At 36.0% G+C, this 15,981-nt stretch carries 12 protein-coding genes and 2 pseudogenes; 10 read left to right on the top strand and 4 right to left on the bottom strand.

What is annotated here, in order from left to right; all coding sequences use genetic code 11:
• The first annotated feature begins 9 nt into the window (after positions 1–9).
• From P3B99_008095 to P3B99_008070, 6 genes are all read left to right on the top strand, one after another.
• Positions 10–474 (top strand): hypothetical protein, encoded by a 465-nt coding sequence (locus tag P3B99_008095; protein WYJ07159.1) that lies wholly within the window; start codon positions 10–12, stop codon positions 472–474.
• An 87-nt stretch (positions 475–561) separates the two neighbouring features.
• On the top strand, positions 562–1,491 hold the full coding sequence (locus P3B99_008090) for a hypothetical protein (protein ID WYJ07158.1): 930 nt from the start codon (positions 562–564) through the stop codon (positions 1,489–1,491).
• Entirely contained in the window at positions 1,488–2,099 is a 612-nt protein-coding gene (locus P3B99_008085; GenBank protein WYJ07157.1) for a cysteine peptidase family C39 domain-containing protein, read from the top strand. Before P3B99_008090 ends, P3B99_008085 begins: the two co-directional genes overlap by 4 nt.
• A gap of 1 nt (position 2,100) precedes the next feature.
• Complete coding sequence (locus P3B99_008080; GenBank protein WYJ07156.1) at positions 2,101–3,117, top strand: DUF1573 domain-containing protein; 1,017 nt, start codon at positions 2,101–2,103, stop codon at positions 3,115–3,117.
• Between the two features lie 83 nt (positions 3,118–3,200).
• A complete protein-coding gene (locus tag P3B99_008075; protein ID WYJ07155.1) occupies positions 3,201–3,761 on the top strand; it encodes a DUF1573 domain-containing protein in 561 nt (186 codons plus the stop codon).
• A gap of 7 nt (positions 3,762–3,768) precedes the next feature.
• Positions 3,769–5,136, top strand: coding sequence for an O-antigen ligase family protein (locus tag P3B99_008070; GenBank protein WYJ07154.1), 1,368 nt, complete (start codon positions 3,769–3,771; stop codon positions 5,134–5,136).
• A gap of 1,578 nt (positions 5,137–6,714) precedes the next feature.
• On the opposite strand, the pseudogene P3B99_008065 reads toward P3B99_008070, so the two are convergent.
• Together P3B99_008065 and P3B99_008060 are read right to left on the bottom strand one after the other, a co-directional pair.
• A pseudogene (locus tag P3B99_008065) lies at positions 6,715–7,787 on the bottom strand (nucleotidyl transferase AbiEii/AbiGii toxin family protein).
• Positions 7,784–8,506, bottom strand: coding sequence for a type IV toxin-antitoxin system AbiEi family antitoxin domain-containing protein (locus P3B99_008060; GenBank protein WYJ07153.1), 723 nt, complete (start codon positions 8,504–8,506; stop codon positions 7,784–7,786). Before P3B99_008060 ends, P3B99_008065 begins: the two are co-directional and overlap by 4 nt.
• 292 nt (positions 8,507–8,798) lie before the next feature.
• On the opposite strand from P3B99_008060, the pseudogene P3B99_008055 reads away from it, so the two are divergent.
• Positions 8,799–9,026, top strand: a pseudogene (locus tag P3B99_008055) (DNA cytosine methyltransferase).
• Positions 9,027–9,095: 69 nt separating this feature from the next.
• Here the strand turns inward: P3B99_008055 and P3B99_008050 are convergent.
• Positions 9,096–9,506 carry a very short patch repair endonuclease gene (locus P3B99_008050; protein WYJ07152.1) on the bottom strand — a complete coding sequence of 137 codons (411 nt, stop codon included), beginning with the start codon at positions 9,504–9,506 and terminating at the stop codon, positions 9,096–9,098.
• An 88-nt stretch (positions 9,507–9,594) separates the two neighbouring features.
• Entirely contained in the window at positions 9,595–10,869 is a 1,275-nt protein-coding gene (locus tag P3B99_008045; GenBank protein WYJ07151.1) for a DUF4143 domain-containing protein, read from the bottom strand.
• 405 nt (positions 10,870–11,274) lie between these two features.
• Here P3B99_008045 and P3B99_008040 point away from each other — a divergent pair, with 405 nt between their 5' ends.
• The 3 genes from P3B99_008040 (at position 11,275) to P3B99_008030 (ending at position 15,926) form a co-directional block, all read left to right on the top strand.
• On the top strand, positions 11,275–13,320 hold the full coding sequence (locus P3B99_008040; protein WYJ07150.1) for an AAA family ATPase: 2,046 nt from the start codon (positions 11,275–11,277) through the stop codon (positions 13,318–13,320).
• Positions 13,302–14,972: an ATP-dependent helicase gene (locus P3B99_008035; GenBank protein WYJ07149.1), complete on the top strand. Its 1,671-nt coding sequence runs from the start codon at positions 13,302–13,304 to the stop codon at positions 14,970–14,972. The genes P3B99_008040 and P3B99_008035 overlap by 19 nt, the downstream gene beginning before the upstream one ends.
• Positions 14,973–15,593: 621 nt before the next feature.
• Complete coding sequence (locus P3B99_008030) at positions 15,594–15,926, top strand: hypothetical protein (GenBank protein WYJ07148.1); 333 nt, start codon at positions 15,594–15,596, stop codon at positions 15,924–15,926.
• Positions 15,927–15,981: the final 55 nt, after the last annotated feature.

Genomic DNA, 15,981 nt, shown 5'->3' with positions numbered 1-15,981 from the left:
AGGCTAAATATGAAAAAAATACCATTGTCAATTCTAACAGGAATGATGTTTGTTGGTTGTGTATTACTATGTTATGGAATCCATTCCACTAATATAGACAGAGAAAATCTTTTCGGAGGTGCCTTAACAAATTGCGGAACAGATCCGGCATCAACTGGTGATGCACATTGTAGTAGTTTTAACAATAACAACCTCCCAAAACCTCCATGCATAATAAATAGTCACGCTGGTAATAATTATACGGAATGTGCAACTTATAGCAATATGAAAACAACTCCAATTACAAAAAGAAGAACGGCAAATAAGGTATCGAATGGAAGTTGTGATTGTGTAAAATATACCTGTAAGAAATCTAATGGGGTAAACAAACCACCATATTGGGCAACAACAAATGTTTCAAAATCTTATATAAAATACAGCAAAGGCAGTGGTACTGCCGATTGCCCCGAAGATAAACCCGAACAACAAGAATAAATGCATAGGGCTTTCATTATGAATAGAATCATATGTAGTACAATATTTTTAATATTCCTGTCATCACGAATTTTTGCGGAAAGCAACATGATGGTTTTTAAAATATTGCAAAATGTTCCAGCATTTAATTCTGTATCATTACAATACTTAGAAGAAACTAATTATGCGGATTCCGCCGAGGAATATAATTATAGAGCCTATGGTGAAATTAAATACATCATGAATAATAGTTCTTTTTTCAGTTCAAAGTATTTATATGCGAAAAACGGCAATACATATATCTTTAACGAGAAAACAGAAACATCGTTCAATAATGGTATATATCGTTCGTTAACTATATATGGATCCGGACAAGAAATTCCGGAGAATTCAAAAAAAGAAGTAGAGTATGGTGCCTTAAAAGATATTAAGTTTGCAGATATTTCGCAGGGGTACATCAGAAATAGTCTGCATAAGTTGCCGGAAGTGACTCTAGCTTGGATGGATTACAATTACGCCACTGGATGTAGTGCGCTTTATAAAAATGTAATTGAAGAATGTAGAAATTTGAAACATGAAGTAAAAATCGAAGATGGAATAAGTTATCTATATTTTCCAGATTTAGGATATTATTTCAACTTACAAACCCTTAGGCTGGATCATATAGAAAGATATGGTGCATACACAGAATTTGGGAAAATGAAACTGGATAGGAGAATCAGCTTCTACGATTACGAAAGAATTGGCGCAATGTTTTTTCCCTTGAGAATAGTTGTAGAGTTTTTTGATGAAAACGAAAAGCTCAACCAAAAATCGGTATTTATAATAAATAAAAGTAGTATAATTTTTAACAAAGTCATTGATAAAACGCTCAATGTTGTATTTCCGAACGGTTGCCATCTGACAGACGAAATAAACTCAAAAAATTACATTGTAACTGATTTGATGTCAATAAAACGGAAAGAAGACATAATAAGTGAAATACTAGATGATAACATGACTAACGCCAGCGAACAAATCAAAGAACACAAAAAATGAAGTCACTGGAACTTTTCATATTTATATTCGGGATATGTATTGCATATTTCTCATATGCTAACAATATTAATGAGGGAGAACATACGAGATATATTGAAGTCAGAGAGATAACAAACCTCTGCGGTGTAAACTGTGTATATATCGTACAGAAAATCTATAATATTGGATTAAAATATTCTGACATATATAGAGCATTGATGCCTACATATACTTCAAAAGTGAGTATAGCAGATATAGAGAGGGTATTAAATGAACACAAAATAAAAAATCATACGCTAAAACTGCGTCCATCGCAATTATACGACAACCCATATTGTCTGTTTATAATGTACACGCTGCCTCCCAAGAATTCCGATATTGGACACTTTAGCGTTGCGCGTGTTATTGACGAAAACAGAGTGCAAATCATAGATGCGCCTCTCCCCCCAAAAATCTTAAAGAAATCAGATTGGACATCGAACGATAAAATCATATTTATCGCGGTCGGCGATAACTTCAAACCGCCCTCAAAGTTAACCCCGTTAAATATTATCGCCGTAATAATGATTTTGGGCGGAATATCGCTACTTGTATATAAGAAGTGTTCAACTTATAAAATTTCTAAATAAAATGAAAATTCACATAAAGCTCGCTCTCGGAATTTTCTTTACGGCAACTGTTTTGGCCTTTGTATATTTTTTCTATCTTCACAATAAACTCTATATCGATAGCTCGATAAAAAGCACAGAACGATTGCTGCCAAGAAATAATAACGGAAACATTAAGTTCACCAAAGAATTCAAACTTTCAAACTACGGATTTAATACTATAAAATTTAATATGATAACTGCATCATGCGGTTGTACAAAAGTTAATTGCCCAAAAGAAATCAAACCGTTTTCAAGCGTAAAGTTAGTCGCCGATGTTGAATATCCTGCATCAATCCTCAAGGGGAAATCGGTCGATATAATTATCGAAAGTTCCGCAAAAAATTCGCCATTGGCATTAAAGTTAATATCCGAGGTCGGAAATTATTATTCGTGTTCACCTAGCGCTATAAATCTCGGAAGATTCTACAAATCACAAAAAAAGAATTCGCAAATAATTGTAAATGTCTCTACTTCCGAAAAGCAAATTCCAAGCGTTGAGCTTGTTAATAATCCAGAAAATCTGAAATACAAAATTCGCGAGACAAACAAACGTTTTGTAAGATTCACAGACAATTCTGTTAGCAGATTTACGACTTTTTCTGTCGATATAGAAGCAAAAAACAGTTCCGATAAGGGCAATTTTAGCGAGAATTTAAACCTGTTAATACACGGCGAAAAAGATTACGAAATGACAATTCCCGTCTCGTGGGAAATACTTCCGGATTCTTCATTTATGCTTGATTCGTATTATTTCTCGCAAAAACAAGATAGTGTCGCAATCATTCTAAATTACGACAGCTCATCGAAGAAAATAAAAAATATTTCCATTTCAAATAATGATTTCAAGATTCTTGACAGAAAGAATTTCGACAACGGACTTGAACTATTTGTTAAGTACAACGGGAATCCGAACCAGAATTCGAGTTCCAGCCTTACCATTACTTTCGAGGATAGCAAAAGCACCGCAACAACTACTTTAAACTACATATTAAAATAAGCAAAATGTTTCGTCGTTTTTTTATCATTATAAGCGCCGCTTCTACATTGCAATTTCTATTTGCCGAGTTGGTCTTTGATAACATGGAAATAAATGACAAAATAAGAAGTGAAGCCAAAGAATATCCATTCACTTTTTGTTTCTCAAATAACTCGACCTCAGCTATTAAAATTCTCGATATTGCCTCTTCGTGCGATTGTACGAAATTACATTCAGATAAAAAGCAATACCAACCAAATGAAAACGGCAAGATTAACGGTATATTTACAATCGGAGAGAGAAAAGGTGCGCAGGAAAAGAGTTTTATTCTTACTACCGATGAAAAGAAAAATTCAAAATACGAGTTGAGTTTGCATCTTGTGATAGAAGCACCAGCAAACATATATCCAAAGGTGTTAATCTGGAATTTCGGAGAATCGTCTACAAAAGAACTTTCAATAAAAACATCAAAAAATTACAAACTTTCAAAAATTGACTTAGGAAGCAAATTGTTTGATGTTAAAAATCGCATATCTACAGCCGATTCGATAGAAATCACACCTTTAACTCATTGTCCTAGAGGCAAGCATGTTTTGAAATTATTTTTTCTACAAAATGAAACCAACCTCGAATATACAACCAATGTTTACCTAATTGTGAAGTAATTATCAGATGAATTATTACGGTTATATCATTGAACCATTGTCGGCCGGCAGAATGCTTTCATCTGCAACGCTCAACAGGCTTGATTGGTTCGGATTGGGAGCCGGCAGCATAAGCAAAACTGCGGCATTCATTGTTTTGCTCATGGTTGTTTCGTGGGCGATATGTTCGATAAGAAACAAATTTTCTTTTTGGATTGTACTTTTATCTAATTGTATTTTGGGCTATTTCTTGATCCAAACATATTCACGTGGGTCGTTGATATCCATTACCATTGCCATTGCAACTTTCCTAATCATTGCGCCAATAAAATTTTCAACATTAAAAGTTACAGCCAGTTGCATAGCAATACTAACTGGAGCAATCTATTCAAATTCAGTAAACTTTACGAATCGTATAGACAGCATGTTCCGCCTCGAAAGTTCCTCAGCCAATGTACGCTACGACCTATATACGGCAGGATTAAAAATGCTGACAGACGCGCCAAGTGGCATTCACCCCCCGGATACGCCAGCAAAGATTTATATGAGATGGTATCAACGTATGTATGAAAATGAAGAATATAATACATTGGTAAATTCCCACCTCGAATTTTTAAATCGCCATGGGGTTGCAATAAAATTATTATACATCTTATTTTGGTGTTTTGTATTTTGCATTACGTTTTCATACAAGAAGAGTATTCTTTGCGCAGTTACGTTTTCGCTTTGGTTGGCATTTTTCGCAAATTCAATATTTAGCAACGTCGCAACCTTCTGGTTGCTATGGATATTTCCGCTACTCCTCTTCGCAATTTCAATATGGATAAATAAGCTTAGATTCTTACATGTAGAATTTTATATAATAATGTTTGCGTCATTCGTCTTTTCTTCCCTTGGATTATTTATACTTTCATATTCACTGCAAAGAGATACGCGATTAAGATTTGATAACGATGGGATTAAGATTGGGAAAGGGAACGATTACCATATTTTCATTTGCACTCCAGATGAAAAAGTTTTTGGAAGAAAGTACGGGATCGAGCTTATTGATGCCATAAACACGAATGACAGCTTAGCAATATCAATCGGAGAATCGCCAAATCCGGCAATTTGCTATAAAACCATTATCGCTTCCGGCGAAATTAATATTAAAAATATCTTTAATGCGAAGTCGAAAGACTTTGTATTTCTAAATCCTATATATCCTGACACAAGCGATATAGAGAGCTTTTTCAGATCAAACAAGGTGCATGTCGTTTTAGGCGAGATAACGGATTTTGCAAACATCTGCCGATGGAAGAATTTTTTCAACGAGATTAAATATGAAAACTTTACCATTTTAAGTGGAGCAGGAAATTATATACCAAATTGGGGAATCTATATAAGAAACGAATAACACATTACAGCAAAAAATACCCCAGAAACTAGGAAGCAAAATTGTCGTTATATCAGATGTATATTAAATTACAGCAACAACCCTCACATATACTCTACGTTTGAGATCCGACACATAGCATAGAGAATAATCGAATTAACAACTCCTCATAATTTAGCTTTTACATGACGCACCAAAGACGAGCTTAAATATCATTTCATCAAACTTCCCCAAATCAAATCCCCAAGACGACATTTTCCAATAGGTAGCCCAGGCAAATGCCCCCTCCCCCTCAAAAAACAAAATCCTTGCCAAATCGGGGAATTATTCCAAGCCAAATTGCGGAATTCGGAACACAACTATCCTGACGACAACATATTCGAGTGTTTTAAGATACCGACGGACTAAAATTTTTATATACAAGCCCTACCGTTCTTTGTTATAAACATATTTATGCCAGAAAAATTATGAAGATATGACAACACATAATTGTCACCAGGTTGTAAATCTATTGAAAAGAATATACAATCATCCTCAAATTAACCCCGTAGTATAGACTATATCATAAAAAGACATACAGGGGAAATAGAGAAGAAAGAATTGAGAACATCCAACCAATCTATCATATTAAAAAATAAAAACTAATTCCCCTAACAGAACAGCAGTTTTGTTTAAATTGCCAAAACCGAAGTCAAAGATACAAAACTTATTATAAAAATGTTTGGCTATTTGAAAATGTTAAATCTGTCAGATTGTTCTTTTGTCGGAAACGGAATTCTGAAATAATGAAGGGGATGTCAAATTTTCAGACTATACGCTATGTTCTTTAAGCACATATTCTGAATCCGATATTCCCATCTGGTAACATGCTACATGAGAACAACTTGTTTTGCAATAAGTTACAATCCTTTTCCTGAGACATTCATCTTTCATTATCCCGAACTTTATAGATTTCAAGAAGTTGGGATCAAAACTATATTTAAATAATTTCTTTGGAGATAAATTCTTTGGTCGCATTTGTAACATCCGTACTTCTTCTTCGTAAGACCATATGTCACTCTTTGAATAAAGCAACTCCTAGGGAATAAGCTATCTTTAAAGTCTTCTAATTTTCTATTTTGAGGTTTTTTTGTATAAATAATTTCTTGCAAAGAATAATCCGTAGAATTGTCGTCAATACCAAACTCCAATGCAATTCCCTTATGACTTTTACAATAATGAAACCGCATTAATATATTTGCATAGTTTTTAGAAAAAGAAATAATCGCTAAAAGTTTATTATTCGATTTGTAAACAGCTCTATTATGAATTTCAATCAGTTGAGAATTATTTCACCAAAAGATTTTGATATATATTCAATTGAAGAAGTTGGATCTTTTAACAACGAATCAAAATATTTCCCTTTGTTAACTTGAACATTAACCATACACTCAAAAGGGTCATTTAATTCAGATGGATATAGCTACTAATTCAAAATTTGGGAAAAATCCACTCAGATATGCTTCATCATTTAATTCTTTGAGTCTTTACTCTTAAGCGTATTTGGAGAGTTGTTAGAAAAGAAACCTGTCCTTTCTGGAGATATATATTCGTACAATATCATTGTTTTAAAAGTTTACTTACCTTGGCCCAATAAAAATATGCTTCAAAAGAACTTTTCTTTAATTTATTGAGTTTGCTTGGAAGGGAATCTTCTATATTCAGACTAGCGACAGTTTTTGGATCATTAGAATATTTTTCTATAGTAAATACATTTTTTTCGATTAAAGTAGCAAGATATGCAGCTTTTGCAGAATCCGCAATGGCATCTTCAATAAAATAGTGCTGTTTGTACATAAATGCACCTATTCTTTTAATCCCATCTTGTAATGAATTAAAATCACCAATCCCTTCTTTCCCTCGTGTAGATATACATATTGCAGTATTCCTAATATCACTGATTACTTGGGCTATTTTGCTAGGTGATTTTCTATACGATAGTTCTATTTTTGCAATTTTTTTAAAGGCATTGCTTGTAATTTTTGCATCAGTAATTACATCAAACAAGCGACCTACGTCATACAATTGCTTTATTATTTCCATTGAGCGAGACTTCCCTTTTTTTAAATATGGAATTCCTGTCGTATTGGGGGCAAATGCAGTCAATTTATCGCCAAGAATGTCTGATGCCGATGGAGTTTTAACCTTCAATGCCGCCCCATCTAAAAGCAGAAAAGGCATTTCAATTGGAATTTCTTTTATTTCAGAGTAATGCGAATCTTCATATAAAACATCTAACAAGATATAGCTTTCAGTATTATTTCCACTATTGTAGGCGAGTTGGTAAAAGAATTTTGAATGTGTTTTAGGGATATCAACGCCTTCTCGTTGCTTTCTTTCAACAAATTCTAATCTCGAAAATCCATATTTAGATGAATTTTTCAAGAAATCTTCTATATTTGTTCCAGGTGGGCAAATAATATCAATATCGATAGACAATCTATGCGTTGCTGAATTTAATGTTAACATCAAGGCTGTACCACCTTTAAATATAAAAGGACAACCCGAACTTACCAACATTTCCAACAAAGACAATGCACGAATTGATTTTTCAATTAGGGCTTGTCTCCATAACCTAATTTGGTTGAAATTTCATCAATCCATTCTTTTGAAAAACATTTCTTCTGAATCATTGTATATCCAATTCTTTTAAGATGCTAAGCATTTCTAAGCGAAGTCCTCTTCTTGAAGCATAACGAAGCATTTTATCTACGTTTATAGAATATAAACTAAAAGCATTCTTTATCATATTCATAGTTTCATATCCTTGCAAATAAAAGAAATCTGAATCCTTTTGAATATCCACTAATAATTTTTCTATTGTAGTTGTAGCAATTCCTGAAATTTCTTGAATCGGAGCTTCTGAAATCAATGTTTTCACAATAACAGCCGTTTTATTCATATCGATGTATCGATAAAAGAAATCTTTATCTGGTTTCAAAAAAACATTATACTCCTCTGTTTTTAAGAAATTAAAGACAGTCTCAATAGAATCGCGCTCTACTTCAATATATGTGAGTTGATTTGAGGCAAGGTGATGTTGTAGGGAAGCGATACAATTCCCATCATAGAAACAAAACTTACTAAAGGGAAACCTAACCTCAATCTTCGCATACAAAGATTTTACAACATCACTTATTTGAGGAATAAAAATCTGTTTGTTTTGCAACGTGTAAATACCCCGAGCAACCCTAGCAAGCTTTCCACTTCTAACTAATCGATATAAAATCCAAGAAATTGTCGATTTTCTTATGTCGGATTTACATTTGAGATGAGGCAACAAGGCATCAATACAAAAATTATTATTGTTTTTGGCATATTCAAGAATTTGTGATGCGATTTCCTTCGTCATCTAAAATAATAATTCAAAATATCGGCATTTTTTTTATTTATTGCCTATCTTTTGCAAAATATCGGCAATATCAACCAAAATTGCCAATATTTTGAAACATTTCAATCGTTCGTTAAATTTTGTTGCAATTTTTACTCTTTCAGTCGGATTTTCACGAAGAGCATCGTCTACTATAATATTAAAATACGCATACTCGGGATTGATATCTCCAATTCCCTGCCTCCGATTCCCGTTACTATACACGGCAGATTATGCAATTCGGAGAATTACAGACTTCGGAATACTGCAAAACTATAAGGACGGAAGCGAAATTCTCGTCGATCAGGGCAAATCGAAAAATCCGAGAAAGTTGACCCCGAGGGAATGCGCCAGACTTCAGGGATTTCCCGAGACCTTCATAATTCCCGTATCCGACACGCAGACCTACAAGCAGTTCGGAAATTCCGTAGCAGTCCCCGTTGTAAGAGCCGTGGCAAGACGCATTTTTGATACGCTGAAAACGCTCGAAATTTCGAAATAGCCAATACCCTGATTTCAAATGCTATTCAAACGGACGGAAATATTGCCGTAACCCGAGCGGGTACGAGTTTCATCCGAGTCTTTTCAATATACGTCCTATTTGGGCTTTGGGCGATTTTTTAAGCGAACACTCCCGTATGCGGACTACCTTGTACCCCAAAATTCCGAGTTCGCGCGTGACTTTTCTGTCGCGCTTTACATTTGCTTCGATTTTATTGCGCCAAAACGTCTTGTGGGTTTTCGGTAAATGGCTTTTGTTGCAAATCCGACATCCGTGCCAAAAACATCCGTCCACGAATACGGCAACCCTGTATTTCGGGAAGACGAAATCAGGATGCCCCACCAACTTGGAGTTGCGGCGCCATCCGGTGATTCCGTATTCCCGAAACAACGCAACAAGCCTAAGTTCCGTACTTTTGTTTCCCTTCGAACGGATCTTGAACATCATTTCCGAGCGTTTCTTCTTCGACACGGTATCCATTTTTTACAATATCATATGAAAACCAACAATTCGCCGCAAACAATCGCGAGTTCGACTGTTACTGAAAAATCGGCATAAATCCCCATGCTTAGTGTTTTAAGCAGGATAAGGGAACAATGTAAATTCCGTCGCTTCGCCTGTAGGCCATTTCTCCGACACCGATAAGAACCATTTTAAATGCCGGAGCTTTCATCTTTGTCGTATCAATGTTTGAGGAAAGTTTTTTCAACGTTTCGACTCCCTCGGAAATCAAGCGATCGCCGCCTAGTTTAATTTCTACCAGTCCGTAAACGCCGTTCCTTAAATGGACAACGGCATCGCATTCCAATCCGCTTTTGTCGCGGTAGTGGTAAACGTTCCCGTCAAGCGCCTCCGCGTAGATACGCAAATCGCGTATGCACATATTTTCGAACAGGAAGCCCATCGTATTTAGGTCGTTTACAAGATCGTTCGGCCCCAATTCCAAAGCGGCGGTACAAACGGACGGGTCGGTAAAATATCTGGTATCGGATGTACGTATCGCCGTTTTCGAACGCAAGTTCGGATTCCAAGAGGAGGAATCCTCCAGAACAAATATCTTTTTCAACGCATTTATGTACGAAGTTATTGTCATATCCGAAATGGAAACCGCTTCGTTCGCGGAAATATCCGCAGCTATGGAGGATATTTTTGCCTGCGTGCCTACGGAACGCGCGTACGAACGGAGGATTCTTTTTGTCCGTTCCTTGTTGCGCTCCACATTGTCCACTCTTGAAATATCGGCATCGACAATCGCGTCGAAGTAGTCGATTGCCTGTTGGAGGGCGACATCTTCTTCTTCGTCAATGGCTTTCGGCCAACCTCCGCGACATATCAAAAACGAAAGCTTGTCTATATTCATTGTCGATTCGCCGCAGATATCTTCATTCCCCGCAAACAACCCCGAAAGCGAAACTTGCCCGCTTGAATCTCCCGATTCATAGAGGCTCATTGGACGCATAAGCATCTTCGTGATTCTTCCGATTCCGGAGTGGGATATTTCCGATGTTTCGGGTGGAACGGCGGAACCCGTCAAAATGAACTGTCCGAATTCGTCGCGCTTGTCGACTTCGAAACGTATGGCATCCCACAATTTCGGAGCAAGTTGCCACTCGTCTATCAGGCGCGGAGTTTCGCCCGACAACAAACGTGCGGGGTCGATTTCGGACAATTCGAGATATTGGCTTCTTCGTGCGGGATCCTGCATATAAAGTATACTTTTTGCAATTTGACTTGCAGTGGTTGTCTTTCCGCACCATTTTGCGCCTTCAATCAATACGGCACCCTTCGCCCTTAATTTCTTGCCGAGAATCCCGTCTGCAATTCGATTTCTATACCTCTTCATAAAAGCCCTTTCCGTTTCTATTATGCCAAAAAGCTACATTGCATTGTGGTGTTTGGCAAGTTTTTATTTTATAGTTTGGCAAATTGCTGTTATAAAATTCGGCGATTAGATGAAAAACTAAAAATATTATATTTGATATGTTTAAAACAAAAACGGCTAAAACGAATATGGACAAAAGGAATCCAACGCTTAAAGAGAGAGTTTGTAGCAACAAAGTAAAAAATGAGAAACTTTGTAAATTGAATAAACTCGGACTAAGGAGTTAAAAAGTCGCAAAAACAACAAAAGCATTGTAAGCCATATTAAAGAATTCTATGAATTTTGTGATTGCTTTATAGTTTGTGAAGGTATACGAAAATTAGAATAAGGTTTGTGCATCGACGACAAAAAATACTTAGGATAAAAATGTATATATCAAAGATTCATATTAAGGGGTACAGAAATTTCAAAGATAAGGTAATAGAGTTCCACGATGGAATAAACGTTATCATTGGTCCTAATAATGCAGGGAAAAGCAACTTATTACGTGCCTTAGACTTGGTGCTAAATACTGATACCGCCAAAAGACTCACTTTGTATGATTTTTGTAGAAATTGTAGTATTGACGACTTAAAATCTGCTGCTCCAAAGGTTCGCATAGAAGTTTATTTTAAGGAAAGCCAAGGAGAAGATGCTGATTCTGAAGATTTAGTAATGGTAGCTCCTTGTCTGATCAACTTGTTACATCCATACGAAGCTCAAATTACATACGAGTATTACTTACCCCAAGAAGATGAAGCAGAATATAAAAATGTAGTATCGGGAATGAGTACTTCTGCCAATATTTGGGATATTATAAGAGATGAGTATCTTCGAAAATATATAGCCCGTATGTGGGCAGGAAACCCATCCAATCAAGCAAGATTAGACGGGGAAACTGTTGACAAAATAGATTTTGAATTTCTTGGTCCAATACGCGATGTCGAACGAGATTTATTTTCCGGACGGTCTCCGCTGCTTCGTGAAGTCTTAAACTTCTTTATGGATTACGAAATAAAGTGTGACAAGATAAAATCAAGAGAAACCCAAAATACAGAAATAAGCAATAGACATTCTGAATTCACAGACAACATTCAAGTATCTCTTGATAAAGTTAAAGAGCGATTAACACACGGAAAAAATAAAATCCTTGATTACGCAAAACAAACTGGTGCATCTGATTTTCAGGGCGCGGAACCTGATTTCAGTGGAACACTTTCCGAATCCGATTTCTTGGCAGTTCTCCAATTGATAATAAGACATAGGACGGGAATAGATATTGCCGCCACCCATAATGGATTGGGATACAACAATCTTATTTATATGTCGTTACTTTTAGCAAAGATGCAAGCCAATACAGATGAAGGATATTACAGGCAGAACGCAAAAGTATTTTCTGTACTGGCTATCGAAGAACCAGAAGCACACCTGCATTTGTCACTCCAATACAAATTTCTAAAATATCTAAAGGATGAACAAATAAAAGAAAAGAAAGTACGGCAACTGTTTGTTACTACACATTCCACAGAAATAACGTCTGCGGTCTCATTGGATGAATTGATTTGTCTTTATAATGACATAACCAAGCAAGTTTCTATTGCTTATCCGGGTAAATTATTCGAAAGCAATTACAATGATAAAATCTCAAAACAATATGTCCAGAGATTTATGGATGCGATAAAATCAGATATGTTATTTGCAGATAGAGTATGCCTTGTCGAAGGGAAAGCAGAAGAGTTGTTAATTCCAGTCTTTGTGAATTATATGGGGAAAAATATTGAGGACAGTCATGTTGCAATAATAAGCTGCGGCGGTCGCTATTTCTCGCATTTCTTGAAACTATTTGATACAATCCGTAATCCTTTGGCTATATCAAAAAAAGTTGTATGTCTTACAGACAGAGATCCTGCATGGAGAGCAAAAAATAATGAACCCTTTGAATGCTGCTACCCCTTTGAAAAAGGAAAAGATGGTTATGAGTACAAAGAACATTCAAGTGAATTGATTGATAAATATCGTAATCATCCCAATATCAGGGTATATAGTCAGGATGTAGACAAAGGAAAGACGTTGGAATACGATTTGATGTTGTTCAACTCTACATCAGATTTATTGTTTGTTGAAGGATTATCAAATATAAGCGAATTAAAAAAAATTCAAAAAGAAGACTATCCAGCATGTATGGATTTTTTACGAGAATCAAAAGAAAACGAACGAATCAAAGAATCTTTGAAATGTTGCACTTGGGCTGATTCCGATAAAAAGAAAGCATTATTGGCATCACGTTATCTTAACTCTGTCGGGAAAGGAGAAAACGCATTGGATTTGTCAATTGTATTGAAAGAAAACTTGGAAAAACAGGAGAAAGAACGTAAGATATTCAACATACCTAATTATATTAAAGAAGCAATGACATGGCTGTTTCAGCAATAAAATCAGATACACTGATAGATACAGAACAAAATTTTTTGGTAAAAGCGGGACCTGGTGCAGGAAAAACTTATTGGTTAATCCAACATATAAAAAATGTGCTGGCAAAGTCTAAACGTCTTGGCAAGATTAAGAAAATAGCCTGTATCACCTATACCAATGTCGGTGTAGAAACCATACGTCATCGCTTACCGGATTGCGCAGAAAGAGTTGATGTCTGTACAATTCATAGTTTCCTGTATGATAATATAATCAAGCCATATTTCCATTTCATTGCAGAGGCAGAGGGCTTCGCAATAGAAAAGCTCAAGGTCGTTGACGACACAATGATGACAGACGGAGGTACACTGTATAAAATAAAGGAAAGAATCAACAAAAAATTCTATAAAGATGATAATGCATTAAAAAAAGCATTATTCTCCTCCTCTTGGAAATTTGTAGATGGAAACTTAAAATTCAAACCCCAATATCCTATAAAACTTTCAGACTATACAATATCCCAATCATTTTACGATGAATATAAGAAATATACTTGGGAACATGGCGTTATGCACTATGATGACGTTTTGTATTTTGCATACAGATTGATGGAAAATTATCCATTTATTGTACATATCATTAGTGTAAAGTATCCATATATATTCGTAGATGAATTTCAAGACTCTACCCCAATCCAAGTTGAAATATTAAATAAGATAGCATCTGCATCCCATTCTGTTATTGGAGTTATTGGCGATAAAGCACAAGCAATCTACGGGTTTGCAGGGACAGATCCAAATTTGTTTGATAAATTTTCACTTGTGGGAATGCAACTGTATGAGATCAAAGGGAATAGGCGGTGTAGTGAAGAAATAATTTCTCTTTTGAATATTATCCGTCCCGATTTGAAACAATATTCCATAGACAGGCACCATTCAGACAAGCCAATTCTATATATTGGTGATGTTGTTTTGTGTTACAATGAATTCAAGAAACGTTGTAATGGCGACATCATAACATTATCTTATGCAAAACTTACATCCAATGCACTGAGAAAACAGTTAGGAGAAATACCGAAGAATGAAAATCTACTTAATTCGATTCCTGATAGCAACTGGAATCGCGTACAGATATTACATAATTGCGTTTGTGCAATAGAATATGGCTTGATGTGTGCAATTAACGATTCGTTGAAATCCATAAAAAAGATAGCCGATGATTCTCGCATACAAATTGAGCTAATACGCAAACTCATTAAAGATTATCCCACATATAAGACTCAAAGTTTAGATTATTTTATCTTATACTTGAAAAATGATTTGGGGATAAGTGTTACAGGTCTTCGAAATGGCGCGGCTAAAACATTTTATTCAAATCATACTTATTCAGAGTTTGCGTTGTGCATAATGCCTCCTGATATATCGATGATACGAGATAAAACAATTCATAGAGCAAAAGGCGATGAGTTCAAAAACGTTATGGTTGTTTTGGGGGAGGAAAAAGATATAAAATTTTTGACTGCACCAAATTTGGATGAAAACAAAGATGAACAAAGAGTCTATTATGTTGCAATTAGTCGAGCCAAAAACAATTTAGCAATATACATCCCAACATTATCTCATGAAAATGAAACACTTTTGTCCAATATGCCAATAACAATCATTAGAAAATCATAACAAAATAACAACTAATTGGCGCGTCAGCGTTGTGTGACTTTTCAACCTAGAAAATCAATATAATATAAAATGTTTTTGCATGTATAACTGCAAGAAAGGTCGAATAATCCATATCGCACGATCAGAAATCCATTTCCAATATTTAGTAATCTGAACTAGGATGTTGATTTATCAATTGGGTTCTTGAGTTTTGACTCTGTTTGCACTACCATACAAATAAACTTTATCACGAACTACTCTGAATTGTGTTATATTTACGTGGTCGCCAAACTCTCATGGCAAAAACAATTTCTTTTATCGCTTGATTCAAATACATCTCATAATTTCTACATTTTCTACATCACGGATGTTAAATAAAGAGGATCAGATTACATATAAAAAAATTACATAAGATAGAGAATTTTGGAATTTGAGCACAAAATACCACCCCATTTTGAAAAAAAGCGCGGAATCATTTTAGTATGACCCCGCGTTTTTATTTGCCTGCGTTCAATTACACTACATTGAAAGAGCAGATACGTAAAATTTGCCTCTAATCTATGCCACTCCATTACTGAATTTTATCGCGTTTCCGACACTACGCAGGGAACACGTCCGCGCGATAAAGCAGACGCTGCCCGAATGGGGCGCGGCAAGCTACGCTACGCGCTCGACATACACTGCCCGTACATTTCGAAGCGCAACCCGAAAGACATAAACGACAGGCTGTTTTTCACCGCGCCGCAATCCGAAAAGGCGAACAGAAATCTCGAAAAATTCATGGCGTCGCTCTCGAACGAGCTTGCTAAAAGCCCCGACCGCCCGCAGCTGAACCCTGACGACATCGTAAAATACGGCACTATGCGGAACAGGCTGAAAGACCACGCAAACTTCAAGTTTTGGGCGAAAAGGCTGCCGTCGGTCGGGTTTGTGGCGTCGCTCGAAATTCCCTACACAAACATTTCGGGCAAATGAAAAGCAACGCCCGAAAACGCGAAACACATCGGGGAAAAAATTGTAGACGCAACCG

The sequence above is a fragment of the Opitutia bacterium KCR 482 genome, assembly GCA_029269845.2.
Classification (GTDB): domain Bacteria; phylum Verrucomicrobiota; class Verrucomicrobiia; order Opitutales; family Intestinicryptomonadaceae; genus Merdousia.
This window is presented reverse-complemented; position numbering and strand designations above follow the sequence as displayed.

Bases quoted from the DNA above. Each gene is read 5' to 3' on its own strand.
- P3B99_008095 (WYJ07159.1), top strand. From the start codon at position 10: ATGAAAAAAATACCATTGTCAATTCTAACAGGAATGATGTTTGTTGGT.
- P3B99_008090 (WYJ07158.1), top strand. From the start codon at position 562: ATGATGGTTTTTAAAATATTGCAAAATGTTCCAGCATTTAATTCTGTA.
- P3B99_008085 (WYJ07157.1), top strand. From the start codon at position 1,488: ATGAAGTCACTGGAACTTTTCATATTTATATTCGGGATATGTATTGCA.
- P3B99_008080 (WYJ07156.1), top strand. From the start codon at position 2,101: ATGAAAATTCACATAAAGCTCGCTCTCGGAATTTTCTTTACGGCAACT.
- P3B99_008075 (WYJ07155.1), top strand. From the start codon at position 3,201: ATGGAAATAAATGACAAAATAAGAAGTGAAGCCAAAGAATATCCATTC.
- P3B99_008070 (WYJ07154.1), top strand. From the start codon at position 3,769: ATGAATTATTACGGTTATATCATTGAACCATTGTCGGCCGGCAGAATG.
- P3B99_008060 (WYJ07153.1), bottom strand. From the start codon at position 8,506: ATGACGAAGGAAATCGCATCACAAATTCTTGAATATGCCAAAAACAAT.
- P3B99_008050 (WYJ07152.1), bottom strand. From the start codon at position 9,506: ATGGATACCGTGTCGAAGAAGAAACGCTCGGAAATGATGTTCAAGATC.
- P3B99_008045 (WYJ07151.1), bottom strand. From the start codon at position 10,869: ATGAAGAGGTATAGAAATCGAATTGCAGACGGGATTCTCGGCAAGAAA.
- P3B99_008040 (WYJ07150.1), top strand. From the start codon at position 11,275: ATGTATATATCAAAGATTCATATTAAGGGGTACAGAAATTTCAAAGAT.
- P3B99_008035 (WYJ07149.1), top strand. From the start codon at position 13,302: ATGGCTGTTTCAGCAATAAAATCAGATACACTGATAGATACAGAACAA.
- P3B99_008030 (WYJ07148.1), top strand. From the start codon at position 15,594: ATGGGGCGCGGCAAGCTACGCTACGCGCTCGACATACACTGCCCGTAC.